Annotated in this window: 16 protein-coding genes; 11 read left to right on the forward strand and 5 right to left on the reverse strand. The window is 47.3% G+C overall.

Annotated features, from left to right (window positions below; genetic code table 11):
* Window positions 1–24: 24 nt before the first annotated feature.
* From SPICA_RS04385 to SPICA_RS04425, 9 genes are read left to right on the forward strand one after another with little or no spacing between them, the layout of a single operon-like run.
* Complete coding sequence (locus tag SPICA_RS04385; RefSeq protein ID WP_013968328.1) at window positions 25–375, forward strand: P-II family nitrogen regulator; 351 nt, start codon at window positions 25–27, stop codon at window positions 373–375.
* Between the two features lie 2 nt (window positions 376–377).
* Window positions 378–833 carry a PTS sugar transporter subunit IIA gene (locus tag SPICA_RS04390; RefSeq protein ID WP_013968329.1) on the forward strand — a complete coding sequence of 152 codons (456 nt, stop codon included), beginning with the start codon at window positions 378–380 and terminating at the stop codon, window positions 831–833.
* A 9-nt stretch (window positions 834–842) separates the two neighbouring features.
* Window positions 843–1,355 carry a Na+/H+ antiporter subunit E gene (locus tag SPICA_RS04395; protein WP_041396141.1) on the forward strand — a complete coding sequence of 171 codons (513 nt, stop codon included), beginning with the start codon at window positions 843–845 and terminating at the stop codon, window positions 1,353–1,355.
* Window positions 1,352–1,630: an MrpF/PhaF family protein gene (locus SPICA_RS04400; protein ID WP_013968331.1), complete on the forward strand. Its 279-nt coding sequence runs from the start codon at window positions 1,352–1,354 to the stop codon at window positions 1,628–1,630. Before SPICA_RS04395 ends, SPICA_RS04400 begins: the two co-directional genes overlap by 4 nt.
* A complete protein-coding gene (locus SPICA_RS04405) occupies window positions 1,627–1,947 on the forward strand; it encodes a cation:proton antiporter (RefSeq protein WP_013968332.1) in 321 nt (106 codons plus the stop codon). Before SPICA_RS04400 ends, SPICA_RS04405 begins: the two co-directional genes overlap by 4 nt.
* Window positions 1,944–2,174, forward strand: a complete 231-nt coding sequence (locus tag SPICA_RS04410; RefSeq protein WP_013968333.1) for a Na(+)/H(+) antiporter subunit B — start codon at window positions 1,944–1,946, stop codon at window positions 2,172–2,174. The genes SPICA_RS04405 and SPICA_RS04410 overlap by 4 nt, the downstream gene beginning before the upstream one ends.
* Window positions 2,171–2,878 (forward strand): MnhB domain-containing protein, encoded by a 708-nt coding sequence (locus SPICA_RS14715; RefSeq protein WP_013968334.1) that lies wholly within the window; start codon window positions 2,171–2,173, stop codon window positions 2,876–2,878. The genes SPICA_RS04410 and SPICA_RS14715 overlap by 4 nt, the downstream gene beginning before the upstream one ends.
* Complete coding sequence (locus SPICA_RS04420) at window positions 2,871–3,212, forward strand: sodium:proton antiporter (RefSeq protein WP_013968335.1); 342 nt, start codon at window positions 2,871–2,873, stop codon at window positions 3,210–3,212. The genes SPICA_RS14715 and SPICA_RS04420 overlap by 8 nt, the downstream gene beginning before the upstream one ends.
* Window positions 3,202–4,908, forward strand: coding sequence for a complex I subunit 5 family protein (locus SPICA_RS04425; RefSeq protein WP_013968336.1), 1,707 nt, complete (start codon window positions 3,202–3,204; stop codon window positions 4,906–4,908). Before SPICA_RS04420 ends, SPICA_RS04425 begins: the two co-directional genes overlap by 11 nt.
* Before the next feature lie 13 nt (window positions 4,909–4,921).
* Here the strand turns inward: SPICA_RS04425 and SPICA_RS04430 are convergent, their stop codons facing one another.
* Window positions 4,922–6,091: a PP2C family protein-serine/threonine phosphatase gene (locus SPICA_RS04430; RefSeq protein WP_013968337.1), complete on the reverse strand. Its 1,170-nt coding sequence runs from the start codon at window positions 6,089–6,091 to the stop codon at window positions 4,922–4,924.
* A gap of 67 nt (window positions 6,092–6,158) precedes the next feature.
* Here SPICA_RS04430 and SPICA_RS04435 point away from each other — a divergent pair, with 67 nt between their 5' ends.
* Together SPICA_RS04435 and SPICA_RS04440 are read left to right on the forward strand one after the other, a co-directional pair.
* Window positions 6,159–7,355 (forward strand): zinc-binding metallopeptidase family protein, encoded by a 1,197-nt coding sequence (locus tag SPICA_RS04435; protein WP_013968338.1) that lies wholly within the window; start codon window positions 6,159–6,161, stop codon window positions 7,353–7,355.
* Complete coding sequence (locus tag SPICA_RS04440) at window positions 7,356–8,360, forward strand: glucosyl-3-phosphoglycerate synthase (protein ID WP_013968339.1); 1,005 nt, start codon at window positions 7,356–7,358, stop codon at window positions 8,358–8,360.
* Window positions 8,361–8,414: 54 nt separating this feature from the next.
* Here the strand turns inward: SPICA_RS04440 and carB are convergent, their stop codons facing one another.
* The 4 genes from carB to SPICA_RS04460 all read right to left on the reverse strand — a co-directional run bounded on the left by carB (window position 8,415) and on the right by SPICA_RS04460 (window position 14,832).
* Window positions 8,415–11,768 (reverse strand): carbamoyl-phosphate synthase large subunit, encoded by a 3,354-nt coding sequence (gene carB, locus SPICA_RS04445; RefSeq protein WP_013968340.1) that lies wholly within the window; start codon window positions 11,766–11,768, stop codon window positions 8,415–8,417.
* Complete coding sequence (gene carA, locus SPICA_RS04450; protein WP_013968341.1) at window positions 11,768–12,913, reverse strand: glutamine-hydrolyzing carbamoyl-phosphate synthase small subunit; 1,146 nt, start codon at window positions 12,911–12,913, stop codon at window positions 11,768–11,770. Before carA ends, carB begins: the two co-directional genes overlap by 1 nt.
* 196 nt (window positions 12,914–13,109) lie before the next feature.
* Complete coding sequence (gene ybaK, locus SPICA_RS04455) at window positions 13,110–13,580, reverse strand: Cys-tRNA(Pro) deacylase (RefSeq protein ID WP_013968342.1); 471 nt, start codon at window positions 13,578–13,580, stop codon at window positions 13,110–13,112.
* A 31-nt stretch (window positions 13,581–13,611) separates the two neighbouring features.
* Entirely contained in the window at window positions 13,612–14,832 is a 1,221-nt protein-coding gene (locus tag SPICA_RS04460; protein ID WP_013968343.1) for an FprA family A-type flavoprotein, read from the reverse strand.
* Window positions 14,833–14,972: the final 140 nt, after the last annotated feature.

Raw genomic sequence — 14,972 nt, forward strand, 5'->3', positions numbered from 1 at the left:
ACCGGTGCCCAGGATACTTGGAGTATGAAACTCTTAGTTTTCATTTTGAATGATGAAGAGTATCTGGAAGAAATTCTCGAAGCTTATGTGGAAGCAGGTATTTCACGGGCTACCATTTTGGATTCTGAAGGTATGGGCCGCTTTCTGACCTATGAGGTTCCCCTTTTTGCTGATTTCAAGGATTTTATGAAGGGTAATAAACCCTATAATAAAACAATACTTTCCCTTATCAATGATGATACACTCTTAGATCATCTGGTGCCTCTTATTGAAAAAACAATAGGATCCCTGCAAAATCCGGGAACAGGACTCATGTTTACCGTTCCGGTAGATTGGGTCCATGGAATTTCCAAAATCTGTACAGAGGAGCGGTAAGTATGGTGGACTTTTCCGGTATTTTGGATAAAAGCTGTGTCGAAATAGATGTGGAAGCCAGAAATAAAGAAGAAGTAATTCAAAAAGCAGTTCAAATGTTGGAGCAAGCAGGTAAAATTACCCAGGGAGATTCCATATATCATGATATTATGGCCAGGGAGCAACTAGCCACCACCGCGATTGGTGAGGGAATTGCGGTGCCCCATGCCTTAAGTGATGCTATGCAAGCCACTGTTATGGCGGTGGTTCGGCTGAAAAGCCCCATTGACTATGATGCCCCCGATGGAAAACCGGTGGACCTCTTTTTTATCATGGCCGGCCCTAAAAACGATACAGCCTATCATCTTAAACTCCTTTCTAAGCTTGCTCGCTTGTTGCATGATCCCCATTTCCGTGAACAGGCACGGAGGGCTAGCAGTTCTGAAAAACTGGTAACCCTGATGTTAGAAAAGGAATAGCCAGTGAGTATGAAGGCTCGGAATGTATGGAGTATCATTCGGTACGGTTTTACTGTATTGTTTTTGTTTATCTGTTGGATCCTCTTTTCTGCAACCTTTGATATACCCTATTTGTTTATTGGCCTGATTGGATCTATGGTGATTGCCCTGATGGTCTATCCTGTTTTTATCGAAGAACATGAAGCGGGTCGCCATTCAGTTATTCCACGGTTTCTACCATTACTAGGGTATCTCCCACTACTGCTATGGGCTCTCTATAGTTCGAGTTTTAACATGCTGAAAGCCATAGTGACCGGGAAAATAGCTCCGGGAATCGTGCATTTTAAAAGTACCCTTCGTTCTGATCTTGCCCGGGTACTATTAGCCCACGCTATTACCTTCAGTCCCGGGACGATCACTATGGATCTGAATGAGGATCATTTTATTGTGCATTGGATGTTTGTGAGTACACGGCACTCCAGGCAGGCTGGTAACGAGATTAAAGGCTCTCTAGAGGGACAGTTGCGGAAGATTTGGATATGAAAGACGAGATATTTTTTATCACCAGCTGGGTTTTTATTCTGTGTATTGGTATGAGCCTTATACGGTTGTTGCTGGGACCACGGGGTGCAGACCGGCTCACCGCATTGGCGGTTATTTCCTCGCTCATTCTCGCTCTACTTGTCTTATATGGTACACAGGAAGGCAGGCTTCTCTATCTTGATGTGGCCCTTTTATATGATGTTTTTGGTTTTCTTGGAATTTTAGCGATTGCTCAATTTTTCCGGGATAAGGAATCGGGGGAACGGAAGCTATGATGAGCGGCATTATCGATCTGATATCTATTGGTATTGCCTTATTGGCCTGTCTCTTTGCAATTGTGGGTACAATAGGTTTATTTAGATTTTCTGATTGTTACACTCGACTGCAGGCTTCTTCATTGGCAGCTACTACTGCACCTTTCACGATCTTTATACTGAGCCTCATCAATGCGGGTGATGTGGCCTCGGCCTTCAGAATTCTCCTTATTATGGTATTTTTTCTTATTTCTTCACCGACAACGACCCATATTATCAGCCGTTATGCATGGTTTTCAGGTATAATACCCTGGACAAAACCCGGGGATAAATCATGATTACGGTTTTGCTTGTGTTTGTGGTAATTGGTTCTGCCTATGCATTATTTTCCAGGGATCTCCTGCATAGTACGATAGCCCTTTCCATGACCAGTGTGGTCTCTGCCTTCATTTTTTACCTGTTACATGCTCCGGATGTGGCAATTACTGAGGCCGCAGTGGGGGCAGGTCTTTCTACCGTTATTTTCCTCTGGATTATTAAACAAACAGGACGGAGTGATCCATGATCTATACCATGGGGATTATCAGTATTGTACTCCTTTTCATTGTTCTTGGCCCCTTTATGATTCCAGATACCTTGTGGCCACAGACAGCCCGGGATTTCCTACAATACAATGGATTGAATGATACGGGGGCGAGTAATCTGGTTTCAGCAATTTATTTGGGGTATCGTGCCTATGACACCATTGGCGAGACGATTGTACTTCTAGCTGCTGTTACTGGCGCTTTATATCTTATTAAACGTGCACCCCTGCCCCAAATCGGTATCGCCCAGCCACAGCCTAAACCAAAGCGCAGAACTACTATCATAGGATTAACCACAGGAAAATTAGCACCGGTAGTCATGCTCTTTGGTTGGTATGTCATGTTTTTTGGACATCTTTCTCCCGGAGGGGGATTTCAGGGAGGTGTTGTGCTTGCATCGGGTATGCTCTTCATAGCCCTTGGCCGGGAAGGGTATCATAGAGAATCAAAACTGAATAACCATGGATTCCACCTGATAGAAGTTCTCTCGTTATGGTTTCTTGTAGTGCTTGTATGTATTCCCCTAGCATTTGGTGCATCCATTCTTGAAAACCCTTTTACTAAGATTGATGAGATGCTGCCCAGAGTTATCTATGTGATTAGTTTTAATATGGCAATTGGTCTAAAAGTTGCCTCTGGTCTTACACTCCTTGGCTTACTTATGATGGATATGACCCATGATTAACAGAATTCTGGTACTCTGTCTTTTTCTTTTGGGCTTTTATGGCCTCATAGTCCAAAAAAATATGGTAAAAAAGGTGTTTGCCCTCTCAATACAAAATACTGCGGTAGTTCTGCTTTTTATATTGGAAGGCAGTCGGATTGGCAGCCTTGCTCCGATAGTTACCGAATCTCAGGCTGCTTATGTAGACCCGATTCCCCAAGCCCTTATGTTAACAGCCATTGTTGTCGGCATCTGTGTTACTGCTCTGGCGTTAGCCCTTGTATACCGGTTATATAAAAAATATGAAACCATGGATATAGAAGAGATTCAAAGGAAAGCTATCGATGAGAGCTGAAAATCTTGTGCTGGCTCAGATCCTGCTTCCACTGGCCGGAGCAGCCCTCTGTTTTTCATCCAAATTGATGCAACATCGGTTATTACGGCAGTGGGTTGAATCTTTTGCTGGCTTTGTCGGTCTTTTTATACCCATTGGATTACTGGTATGGTTGTATCCAATCGTTAGAGATGGTCCAGTACGTTTTTTTGTCGGGAACCAGCATCCGCTCATTGGTATTGAACTGAGTTTCGATGGTATGAGCTGGCTTCTTAATGGAATGGGCTTCATCAGTGCGGGTAGTGCATGGCTTTACTCTCGGACTGCAGGGCCCCATGCACCGGAATTTTCTGCCCTCTTTTTCATTCAGACCTTTGCACTGACAGCGACTGCTTCGTCTTCGGATTTGTTCAATTTGTTTGTTTGTTTTGAAATTTTAGGCATTGCATCCTATGCCCTGACAGCTTTTTCAGAAAAGGGTCGGGCCTATTTGGCAGCTTTCAGCTATATGGCCGTAAGTTCAACGGCTATGGCAATTTTCTTACTAGGGGTCTTTGGGTTCTATCGCATAACAGGTTCTCTTTCTTACGATGGAATTTTACAACATATTACAAGGATTACCACAGAATCTGAGATTCTTAGTATTGGTCTTTCACTGGTCTGTATTGTGGTAGCCACCGCCGTACGGGTTGCCATATTACCGGTATATGGATGGCTGCCAGAAGCCCATGCTTCGGCACCCCATGCAATCTCGGCGGTACTTTCTGGGGTGCTCATCAAGGTGCCGCTCTTTGCACTCGGGCGGTTTCTATTTCTTCTCATGTCTCACATGTCAGCGATTGATGTGATTTTTAAGGAAATCCTGGATGTACTCAAAGTTTCTGGAACCCTTACTGCCCTGGTTGCAGTGATTTTTGCCCTTGCTCAGAAAGAGGCAAAACGACTCCTTGCCTACCATTCGATAAGTCAGATTGGCTATGTGGTGAGCGCCTGGGCTCTGGGAAGTCCCCTGACAATTGCTGCTGCCTGGATGCATGCTTTTTATCATGCCCTTTTTAAGGGGCTTCTCTTCTTAAGTGTTGGTTCTATAACCGATGCAGCGAGCTCAAAGAATGTGTATGCAATCCGAAGAGCGTATAAAACTGGTTTTATCCCAACCATAAGCTTCTTTGTGGGAGCTCTTTCAATCTCAGCCTTTCCGCCGTTTAATGGATTTGCCAGTAAGGCTGCCATTTCTTATCTGCACAAGGGTTCCTGGGAATATATAGTCCTGAGCCTCGCATCGGCAGGCACCGTTGCTTCTATGATAAAACTGAGCCGTATCTTCTGGCCTATCGGACAAAAAGAAAACACAAGTGGAACCAGCTTTACACAACCGAACTATGTACAAGGTTTTTGGCTTAAGACATCCCTTGTGTTTTTTTCTGTTGCTTGTCTCATAACAGGACTTTTTGCACCCCAGATCGGGGCAGTAGCCGGTTCTCTTGCAGGAACAGCAAAGAATCCCGTGCCCGCTTCGCTGTTTTCATTTTCAGCATTGCAAGGTACGTTGCTGCTTCTGGGGCAGGGGGTATTGGTATACCTTGGGATAACAAGTCCACTGGGAAAGCATATCACCCATGTACTGGAAGTTCGAAGGCCCAGTTTTGCGGGCCTCCTCTTCGCCTTTTCTCTTAGTCTTGGTATGCTTGGCGGTTTGGTGTTGCTCCGCCATTAGATAAAGGCCTTCTTTAAAAGCGGATATCCACCAGGGTAATGTCATCGGCCAGGTGGGACTCTCCAATCCACCGATCTATCTCTTCATCAATTTTTTGTGAGATTTCTGAAAGGGGTGTCTTATGCAGTTCCCGGAGTAATTCAATGGTTTTTTCTTCCCCATACCGTTCACCAAAAGGATCGGTCATATCCGTAAGGCCATCGGAATAGGCGGTAAGCCGCATACCCCTCACAATAGGAAGCGAAATAGGAGCATCATTGACTAATTTTTCTTCGATACCAAGAGGCGGCAGGTTGGGGCGGGCGATTTTACAGGAAATTTTCTTTTCTCCCTCCTGAGGGATAAAGGCGAGTACCGGTGAAAAACCGCAGTTGTGTACTTCTATGGTATTCGTATCGAAATCGATATAAAAGAATACTGCTACTACAAAAACATCATCGGGATTTACCTCTTTAATCATGGCATTGATAAGCCCTGTTGTTTTCCGAGGATCCCCTTCGTAAGAAAACAGTTTAAAGGAAGCAAAAAAAGCACCCAGGGCAGTGGTTGCCAGGGATCCGGAAATATTTTTCCCTGCCACATCAAAGCAGGCTACCATGTACCTGTTGGGACCGATACGGGCGGCTCGGTAAAAGTCTCCCCCTACCTCATGGGCCATGCGGTTATAAAAAAGCACCTTGTAACGGGGATCCTCCGGAATGGGTTTACTGAGCAGGTACTGCTGTATTTCGCCAGCCCTCCGGAGGTCTTGGGCTCTGATTTCGTTTAAGTGTTCCAGCATTTGCCGTAAGTTAACAATTCCAAGATAACTTCTATGATGCTGTACGATATACCAACCTGGATCATCTTCCTGGGTTTCTCGTAAACCTTCTGCTACGATACGATCGACAAAATCGGTAGCTTCTACGGTTTTTCGGGCAGGAATAACATAGGCGTCTAGATCTTTTTGCCAGAACCGCTTCCAGGTAGAGCCTACAATTTCCTCGAGTACATGCCGCGGTACGACCCCAAGGACCGCACCATCCCTCTCAATGGGTAAAACCTTTAACTCAGGACGATCCGCAAGCAGTTCCAGTGCCCAGCCTGCCTCAGAGCCGGCGCTGAGGGGTTCAACACAGTCGGCAATATAACCTACCTGAAGTGGTGAAAAAAGCCTGCCGATATCTCGAGCCTTTGTGGTCATGTAAACATCTCCTGTTTTTGGTTTTCAATTGTATCATTATACTATAGAATTAACAAAGGGGGTATCCATGAATATTATTTCAAGGATTAAAAATTCCATAGGTAGGACTTTTCAACAGTTCCTGGGAGTATCGCAACGACTTTTGAGGTCCCTCAGTAAGTCAAAAAATCCCCTGGCCGAGCGTATTCTGTCCGATGCATTGCAGTTAAGTGGTATACCTTCACCTACAACCAAAGAAGAAGCCCGCTCCACCTTCATTGTGGAACGTCTGTTGGGGGTGGGTATCCAGGCGACCCTTGAGGAGGAAGGACATCTGATTGCCCGAATACCCAGTCCCACACCGGATGATCTACAGCCTATACTGTTAGTCGCATCATTGCCAAGTGAACATTGGCATCCGACAGAGAGCCTTGGAAGACTGGATATAGATAAGGCGTATGGTTCAGGACTTGCCGATGCGGTTGGGCCTGCAAGCCTTCTGGCTGTTGCAGAGGCACTTAAAACAGGAACCCTCCGCTGTAGTCGAGATGTGCTTTTACTGTTTACCACATCTCCCTATGGAAAAGTGCCAGTAGCATTGTTTAATACCCTAGTTGATGAAGTACATACGAGACCTGGGGTTGTTCTGGCGGTTCGCGGACTCTCACTAGGGGTGCTTAATACTTCCTATAAAGGTACCTATCAAATTCGTGTCCAGTTAACTCTGGATGACTCTGATGAAATGGAATCAAACTATTCTGCTGTTGATGTAATAACTCAACTCGCTCAAAGCTTGTCCCTGGTACAGTGGGATGATAAGAGAGAAACAACCTTAGTGATAAGTCGTATTGAGGCAGGCTTCGGTTTTGGGAAACATCCAACTGAAGGTATGGCAGATATTGAGTTGTTTTCATCCGATTCGGCTGTGTTGGATATGGCTATGAAAGCTGTTATGGCTACTGCAGAAAAAACTGCTGCCCAATATAAGGGAAAAGCCAAAGTCGAAGTAGTCAGCTCCATTCCAGTGGGTAAAGCCGAGGTGAATACACAGCTAACCAAAATTGTGGCTTCAACTATGAAAGAACTGCATATAAAGATAAAAGAAAAACCAGCTCTTTCTGCGGTCTCCTATTTTACCACCAGGGAAATCCCTGCACTTGTACTTGGTATGACCCGGGGACACATAGGACTTGAGTATGATGAGATAGAAGTCGCTAGCCTTGAGTCCGGCAGGCTCCTTCTCTTTTCACTGTTAGAACGGTTATCTAAGGAAAGGGTACTGTAAATGGTAAAAAATCAGTCGATTCTTAACCGAACCTGGCATCATTCCCATTTTGCTGATATAGGCCGACTCGTAGAACTAAAACAGAAAAAGGGCTATACCATTTCTCTTGCCTTTCCAACCCTCAACGAGGAAGCCACCATTGGCAAGGAAATATTGGTTATACGAACCGAGTTGATGGATCGCTATCCCCTTCTCGATGAGATTATTGTAATAGATTCTTCATCCCAGGATAAAACAAGAGAAATCGCTGAACGATACGGTGCGAAGGTCTATCAATCTAAAAACATCCTTCCCTCCTATGGTACCTATCGAGGGAAAGGAGAGAATCTGTGGAAGAGTATGTATGTATTGCAGGGGGATATTGTTGTTTGGGTTGATGCAGATATTGCCAATATTTCCCCGAAATTTGTCTATGCTCTAGTGGGGCCCCTCCTGGAAAACGAGACCATAGGCTACGTAAAAGCCTTTTATGAGCGGCCTATACGTTCCAGTGGTGATCTCAAGCCATCCGGTGGCGGGCGGGTAACTGAAATCCTGGTTCGGCCCCTTTTCTCATTGTTTTATCCAGAACTAGCAGCTCTCATTCAGCCCCTTTCTGGTGAATATGCAGGCCGGCGCAGTATACTTGAACAGCTCCCCTTTTCAGTAGGTTATGGGGTCGAGTTGGGGCACCTCCTGGATATTTATTATCAATTTGGCATTGAAAGTATTGCCCAGGTTGATCTGGATATCCGAATACACCGTAACCAGACGACCCAGGCCCTCGGTAAGATGGCCTATGGTATTTTAAATACCTTTTTTAAAAGGGCCACAGGGTACGGAGATGCCCAGCTTCTCAAGACTCTGGGAGCCTATCATATAAGCCTCGAAAGCGAGGGAGAAATTCATCGGATTATCGAGACCGAAATCCCTAGTATTGAGCGGCCTGCGATGATAGCAATTCCTGAATATCGGGAGCGCTTTGGCAGAGAAGGCCTTGCTGGCCAGGAAGGCCTTTCAGTCTAATAAGTATTTTGGGCACCCTTTCGGGGTGCCCAGTACTAAACCTCAACGCAAACCTTAGCGGTACTCTTCCCAGGCCTTAATTTCGAGACCCCTCTGTTCCTTGTACACCAGTGAATCGATAAACTGCCGGGCCACCTTGATATTGGTAAAGAGGGGAATATCAAAGTCAACTGCCAGCCGGCGGATGAGGTAGTCATTCTTCAATTCGGTCTGCCGGTTATTTTTAGGTATATTGATGACCATATCCACCGCCCGAGACTTGATCATAGTTGCTATGTTGGGTTCCTTGGATTCCAGAGGCCAGTTTAGTGCTGTGGCTTTTACCCCATTAGATTCAAGAAATTTAACCGTGCCCCGGGATCCATAGAGCTCATAGCCCATTTCTACCAGTTTCCTTGCGGAATCCAAAAAGTCTACCTTGTCTTCAATAGGACCAGTAGAAAGGAGGATTTTCTTCTTCGGAATCCGGTACCCAACGGAGAGCATCGCCTTTAAGAATGCATCGTCAAGGTCCGTACCAATACAGCCCACTTCGCCGGTGGATGCCATTTCCACCCCCGTAACCGGGTCTGCTCCATGGAGCCGGGAAAAGCTGAACTGGGCAGCCTTGACGCCGACCCATTCCAGGTCAAGGGCCGAAGCAGGTGCTTTCTGGACCGGTTCGTCGAGCATTGCCCGTGTTGCCATTTCGATCATATTTACCCGGCTTACTTTGGAACAGAAGGGGAAGCTCCGGCTGGCCCGCAGGTTGCATTCAATAACCCGTACCCGGTTCCGTTGGGCAAGGAACTGGATGTTAAAGGGGCCTGTAATGTCCAAGGCCTGGGCAATACGGGCGGTAATCTTGCGGATTTTTCTGATTGTCTCAATATAAAGCCGTTGAGCCGGCAGGACTACCGTGGCATCCCCCGAGTGAACCCCCGCATTTTCTATATGTTCGGTGATGGCATGAAAGAGTATCTCACCCCGCTTTGCCACCGCATCAACCTCGATCTCCTTAGAGTTCTCCACAAATTTTGAAATTACTACCGGGTGTTCCGCGGAAACCTCTGCCGCAAGCCCCAGGTAATCCTCCAGACTCTCATCATCCCAGGCGACGTTCATTGCCGCTCCGGAAAGCACATAACTGGGCCGGATAAGTACTGGGTAACCTACTTGTGCCGCAAAGGCTTTAGCGCTGGCCAAGTCGGTTAGTTCCTTCCATTCAGGCTGTTCAATCCCAAGCTCATCTAGGAGGGCGGAGAACTTGTGCCGGTTTTCGGCCATATCGATGGAATCGGGTCTGGTTCCTAAAATGATGGTCCCCGCTTTGTAGAGCTTGGTGGCTAGATTGTTGGGAATCTGTCCCCCCATGGAAAGGATGAGACCTTCGGGCTGTTCGTATTCGTATATATCCAGAACTCGTTCCAGGCTGAGTTCTTCAAAATAGAGCCGGTCGCACACATCATAATCGGTGGAGACCGTTTCGGGGTTACAGTTAACCATGATAGTGTAGCGGCCAATCTTGCGGGCAGTCTGTACCGTATTAACGCAGCACCAGTCAAACTCGACACTGCTGCCAATCCGATAGGGTCCGGAACCCAGAACCATGACGCCCCGGTTAGCAGGCAGCACATCGTTGATAGCAAGGGCTGCTGGTGCTGCCTGGGTGTTGGTTGTAGTACCGTAAGTCATATAGAGATAATTCGTTTTTGCTGGATATTCAGCCGCCAGAGTATCAATTTGTTTAATGGCTGGTTTTAACCGGTACTCGTCCCGGAGCTTGCGAATCCGCTCTTCTGGAAACCCCAGGATTTCTCCAATACGGGCATCGGAAAAACCCTGCCGCTTTGCCTGAGCAAGGAGTGCCCTGTCGGGTAGGCTCGCTGTTGTATTATTATCTGAGCGATCTGGGCGGTGTGCTATAGCACGAGGGCGGACCGCTGTCGTGCTCGGGAAGCCTTCTGGAACGCCGGTTCTCGTCTGGGTTGTTCTAGCTTTAAGTTGTCTAAGATTCCGTTCCGTCTCAAGTACCGCAGCTATTTTAGAGAGGAACCAGCGGTCTATTTTAGTAATTTTATGAATTTTATCCACAGACCAGCCAGAGTCCAGGGCTCGGTAAATCGCAAATATACGCCGGTCCGTCGGTTTTGCCAGGGCTTCCTTGAGGTCCTTAAACTCGCTGCCCAAAAGCCGGTCTTCGCCGCTTAAGCCCGGTGCTCCGATGCCGGTCATTCTGATTGCCTTTTGCAGGGCCTCTTCGAAGGTTCGGCCGATGGACATTACTTCTCCAACAGATTTCATTTCTGAGCCGATCCGCTGGTCTACATTTTTAAACTTGGTCAGGTCCCACCGAGGGATTTTTACAACGCAGTAGTCCAGGGCAGGTTCAAAACAGCTTTTGGTAACCTGGGTAATCCGATTCTCGATATTGACAAGGGAATACCCCAGGGCAAGCTTTGCCGCTACATAGGCTAGGGGGTAGCCTGTAGCCTTGGATGCCAGGGCGGAACTCCGAGAAAGCCGGGCATTTACTTCGATAATCCGGTAATCCTCCGAATAGGGGTCCAGGGCATATTGGATATTACATTCCCCCACAATACCCAGGTGCCGGATTACATCGATGGCAATACGGCGCAGTTTATGGTATTCCGAATCGGTGAGGGTTTGGGAAGGTGCGACGACGATGCTTTCTCCTGTATGGATACCCAGGGGGTCAAAGTTTTCCATATTACAGACCGTAATGCAGTTGTCAAAACGGTCCCGGACAACCTCATATTCAATTTCCTTCCATCCTCCGAGCCATTCTTCCACCAGCACCTGGGGAGCATGGGCAAAGGCCCGATCACAGCGCCGTCTCAATTCTGCCTCATTTTTACAAAGCCCAGAACCGGCTCCTCCCAGGGCATAGGCCACACGGACCATCACCGGATAGCCAATCTCTTTTGCCGCAGCCACTGCCGCTTCGGTACTGGTGGTGGCGATACTCCGGGGCGTTTTTGCTCCAATTTCGTTTAACCGGTCTACGAAAAGCTGCCGGTCCTCCGTATCTTCTATGGTCTTTACCGGAGTTCCCAGCACTTCGACACCGTATTTATAGAGGGTCCCATCCTTTGCCAGGGCAACCCCGCAGTTCAATGCAGTTTGTCCGCCGAAGGAAAGAAAAATCCCGTCGGGCCGTTCCTTTTCAATGACCTGCCGAACATATTCAGGGGTGATTGGTAAAAAATAGGTAGCATCAGCCATGCCTTCGCTAGTCTGGATGGTGGCTATATTCGGATTAATGAGCACCGAATGTATGCCCTCTTCCCGGAGCACCTTAAGGGCTTGGGAACCCGAGTAGTCAAATTCACCGGCCTGACCTATTTTAAGCCCCCCGGACCCCAGGACTAGTATTTTTTTATATTGATGTAATGCTGTTCTGCTCATTATTTACCCCCTGCCATGTTTCGCTTCACATCCTGAATAAATGCATCGATGAGGAACTCCGTATCCCGGGGACCCGGACAGCCCTCGGGATGAAACTGAACGGCTCTGAAAAGTCCCTTTTCAGACCTGATCCCTTCTACGGTGCCGTCGTTAGCATTTTCAAACCAGGTTTTCCAATTCCGCGGCAGGGTATCCTCCCGGACCGCATAACCATGGTTCTGGCTGGTAATGTAACACCGTTCGGTACCGCTTTCTCTGCAGGGTTGATTCTGGCCCCGGTGCCCATAGGGCAATTTATAGGTATCCGCACCAGCCGCAAGGGCCATAAGCTGGTTCCCCAGACAAATGCCAAAGATGGGTTTGGTATCCTGAAGAGCCCTGCGGACCGTAGCAATGGTTTTTGCACAGGCCTTTGGGTCCCCCGGCCCGTTGGATAAAAAGAGTCCGTCATACTCTATATCTGAAAGGTCATGATCCCAGGGTAGCCGGATGACTTCGACTCCCCGACTTAAAAGTACTCTCAAAATATTGGCTTTAGCTCCGCAATCTAAAAGGGCAATCCTCGGAACAGCACCATGCTCCATCGACTGGGGGCTATAGATCTGAACTTCCTTTGGGGAAACCTCCGCGACTGGGTGAGCAATATCGCCAGAATCAAAGGTTACATCCCGGCTGCCCTCTACGAGAATTTTACCCCGCATCACCCCATGTTCCCGGAGACGTTCAGTTAATGCCCGGGTGTCTATTCCAGAAATTCCCACTACATTCTGTTTTTCCATCCATTGGGAGAGGGTTGCACCACTGGCAAAATGACTTGGTTCCTCGCATAGGTCTGCCACTACAAAACCTGCAACTTGGATACGGTGAGATTCAAAGTGAATCGGGATCCCCCAAGCATCCAGGGCCATATTCCCCTGTATATCCAGGGGGACTCCATAATTTCCGATAAGGGGGTACGTGGCTACGAGAATTTGTCCCCGATAGCTCGGGTCGGTGAGTGACTGAGGATAACCGGTCATCCCAGTGGTAAAGACCACTTCTCCTGCCTGGGAACGGGCCTTGCCAAAGGCCAATCCAAAAAACTCTGAACCGTCTTCCAATACAAGCCTGGCGGAGAGCCGGCTGCTATTTACCTTGCGTTTCATGGAACCTCCAGTGGGTATTTTCCCAATAATACGGATAAAATGAAGATTTTACAAGATAGCTAGGAAAAATTAGGAATAGAAATTATAAAAAATAGCTGAAAACCAGTTTGTTTGTAGGCTAAAAATGCAAGAAATACTTATTTCTATTCTTAGAAACACTTGATTGGTTACAAAAATATAACAGCGGTCCTATAAATTACCCAATGAGATCGCAGAAAACTCCTTGTGACAATTCAACCAATACCTGAGGATCAATGAGGATCTGCAGGCCCCGGCGGCCTGCACTTACTGAAATGGATTCAAAGATGAGGGCCGTTTCATCAATATAGGTGGGAAATTTCTTTTTCATAAGTAGGGGTGAACAGCCCCCGCGGATGTAGCCTGTTACCGCTTCCAATTCGCGGAGGGGGAGGGGGCGAACTGCCTTGTCCCCCGCTGCTCTTGCTGCTTTTTTTACATCGACTTCACAGGTTCCTGGAATAACACAGACCAGATAGCCACTGCGCTCACCTTCCAAAACAATAGTCTTAAATACCCGGTCCGCTTCCAGGCCCAGGAGTTCCGCCGCGTGGGTAGCAGAGAGGTCAGTTTCATCAACCTCATACTCCAGAACCTGAAAGGGTATATGTTGTTGTTCGAGCATCCGGATTACGGTGGTTTTTTCCATACACAGTCTGAGCCTTTGTTCCTGGAAGTGTTTACTTCGAGAGAGCTTTTACTGCCTGAGCCAGAGCCCGGCCCCGTTCTTCCAGAATCTTCAGGTCTGCTTCGGTCGGAGCTCCGGGCCATTCATGGGATTCCAGAGAGGTCCACTTAAGATCAGCAATGGCCGCTTCATATTCCTTTTTTGCTCCTCCGACCCAGCCCCAGGAACCAATGCGGAGCACCTGTTTGTTATAGACATGCTTCCGTTTTAGTATGTCGATCACATAAGCCATAGGCGGGAACATGGCGTACTCATAGGTTGGCATGGCCAGAACTATACCGGCACTTTTATAGGCGTCTGCCAACACATAGGATACGTCCTCGTTGGGAACCCGGTGGATTGAGTAGGGGACCCCTTCGGCTTCGATACCACGGATAACCGCATCGAGGCCAGCCTTGGTGTTCCCATACATGGATCCCCAGACTATAGCGATCTCCTTTTCCGGTTTGCCGTTGGTATAGGTCGCATAGTTCAGGTAGCGCTCAACAATTTTAAGCGGTTCCTTCCGCCACACAATACCATGGCTCGGTGCAACACAGCGGATCTGCAGGCCTTCGAGCTTTTTAACCGCCCGTTCAACAAAAATGGAAAAGGATCCCACAATATTGGCATAGTAGCGAAGACTTTCCCTTTCATAAAAAGCATGTTCCTCTGGGGTAAACTGATCATCAAAGACCCGGTCCCCGAGGGCTCCAAAGGATCCGAATGCATCACAGCTAAAGAGGGTGCCCGATGTAGCTTCCCAGGTCATCATGGTTTCAGGCCAGTGCACATTGGGGGTTTCGTAAAATTCAAGAACCATCCCCCGGCCAAGATCCAGCTTATCCCCGGTTTTAACCGCCCGTACATTGTCTGAAAGGTGGTAAAAACTCTTAACCAGTTCAATCCCCTTGGCGGTCGAAAGAATTTCTATGTTGGGGTTGATAGCTTTAAATTCTCCCAGCCACCCCGTATGGTCCGGTTCCAGGTGATTTAAGATCAGGTAACTAATGTCCTTAAAAGAAATACCGATCGATGCTAACTCTGTTTCCAACTGTTTGGGTGCATCGGTCCAATCCCGAACAAGGTCAATCAGGGCGATTTTATCTCCCCGAACTACATAGGAATTAAGAGATACTCCTTCTGGAATAGGCCAGATGCCTTCGAATAAATCGGTTGTTTGTATGTCCGCATGTAAACAGTAAATTGAATCGGAAATAGAATATGCTTTCATAAGTTCCTCTTTCTTGTATAAAGATTACTAAAAGAATTAAACTTAGTATAGCAAAAATTAGGGCTCTTGCAAGACTTTTGCAAAGCTCTATTTGCATGAAGTGGTATGAGTGGGCTATAGTTATTATAGTTAGATGGTAT

The organism is Gracilinema caldarium DSM 7334, assembly GCF_000219725.1.
Taxonomy (GTDB): domain Bacteria; phylum Spirochaetota; class Spirochaetia; order Treponematales; family Breznakiellaceae; genus Gracilinema; species Gracilinema caldarium.

Bases quoted from the DNA above. Each gene is read 5' to 3' on its own strand.
- SPICA_RS04385 (WP_013968328.1), top strand. From the start codon at position 25: ATGAAACTCTTAGTTTTCATTTTGAATGATGAAGAGTATCTGGAAGAA.
- SPICA_RS04390 (WP_013968329.1), top strand. From the start codon at position 378: ATGGTGGACTTTTCCGGTATTTTGGATAAAAGCTGTGTCGAAATAGAT.
- SPICA_RS04460 (WP_013968343.1), bottom strand. From the start codon at position 14,832: ATGAAAGCATATTCTATTTCCGATTCAATTTACTGTTTACATGCGGAC.
- SPICA_RS04420 (WP_013968335.1), top strand. From the start codon at position 2,871: ATGATTAACAGAATTCTGGTACTCTGTCTTTTTCTTTTGGGCTTTTAT.
- SPICA_RS04400 (WP_013968331.1), top strand. From the start codon at position 1,352: ATGAAAGACGAGATATTTTTTATCACCAGCTGGGTTTTTATTCTGTGT.
- SPICA_RS04435 (WP_013968338.1), top strand. From the start codon at position 6,159: ATGAATATTATTTCAAGGATTAAAAATTCCATAGGTAGGACTTTTCAA.
- SPICA_RS14715 (WP_013968334.1), top strand. From the start codon at position 2,171: ATGATCTATACCATGGGGATTATCAGTATTGTACTCCTTTTCATTGTT.
- SPICA_RS04395 (WP_041396141.1), top strand. From the start codon at position 843: ATGAAGGCTCGGAATGTATGGAGTATCATTCGGTACGGTTTTACTGTA.
- carB (WP_013968340.1), bottom strand. From the start codon at position 11,768: ATGAGCAGAACAGCATTACATCAATATAAAAAAATACTAGTCCTGGGG.
- ybaK (WP_013968342.1), bottom strand. From the start codon at position 13,580: ATGGAAAAAACCACCGTAATCCGGATGCTCGAACAACAACATATACCC.
- SPICA_RS04440 (WP_013968339.1), top strand. From the start codon at position 7,356: ATGGTAAAAAATCAGTCGATTCTTAACCGAACCTGGCATCATTCCCAT.
- SPICA_RS04430 (WP_013968337.1), bottom strand. From the start codon at position 6,091: ATGACCACAAAGGCTCGAGATATCGGCAGGCTTTTTTCACCACTTCAG.
- carA (WP_013968341.1), bottom strand. From the start codon at position 12,913: ATGAAACGCAAGGTAAATAGCAGCCGGCTCTCCGCCAGGCTTGTATTG.
- SPICA_RS04410 (WP_013968333.1), top strand. From the start codon at position 1,944: ATGATTACGGTTTTGCTTGTGTTTGTGGTAATTGGTTCTGCCTATGCA.
- SPICA_RS04425 (WP_013968336.1), top strand. From the start codon at position 3,202: ATGAGAGCTGAAAATCTTGTGCTGGCTCAGATCCTGCTTCCACTGGCC.
- SPICA_RS04405 (WP_013968332.1), top strand. From the start codon at position 1,627: ATGATGAGCGGCATTATCGATCTGATATCTATTGGTATTGCCTTATTG.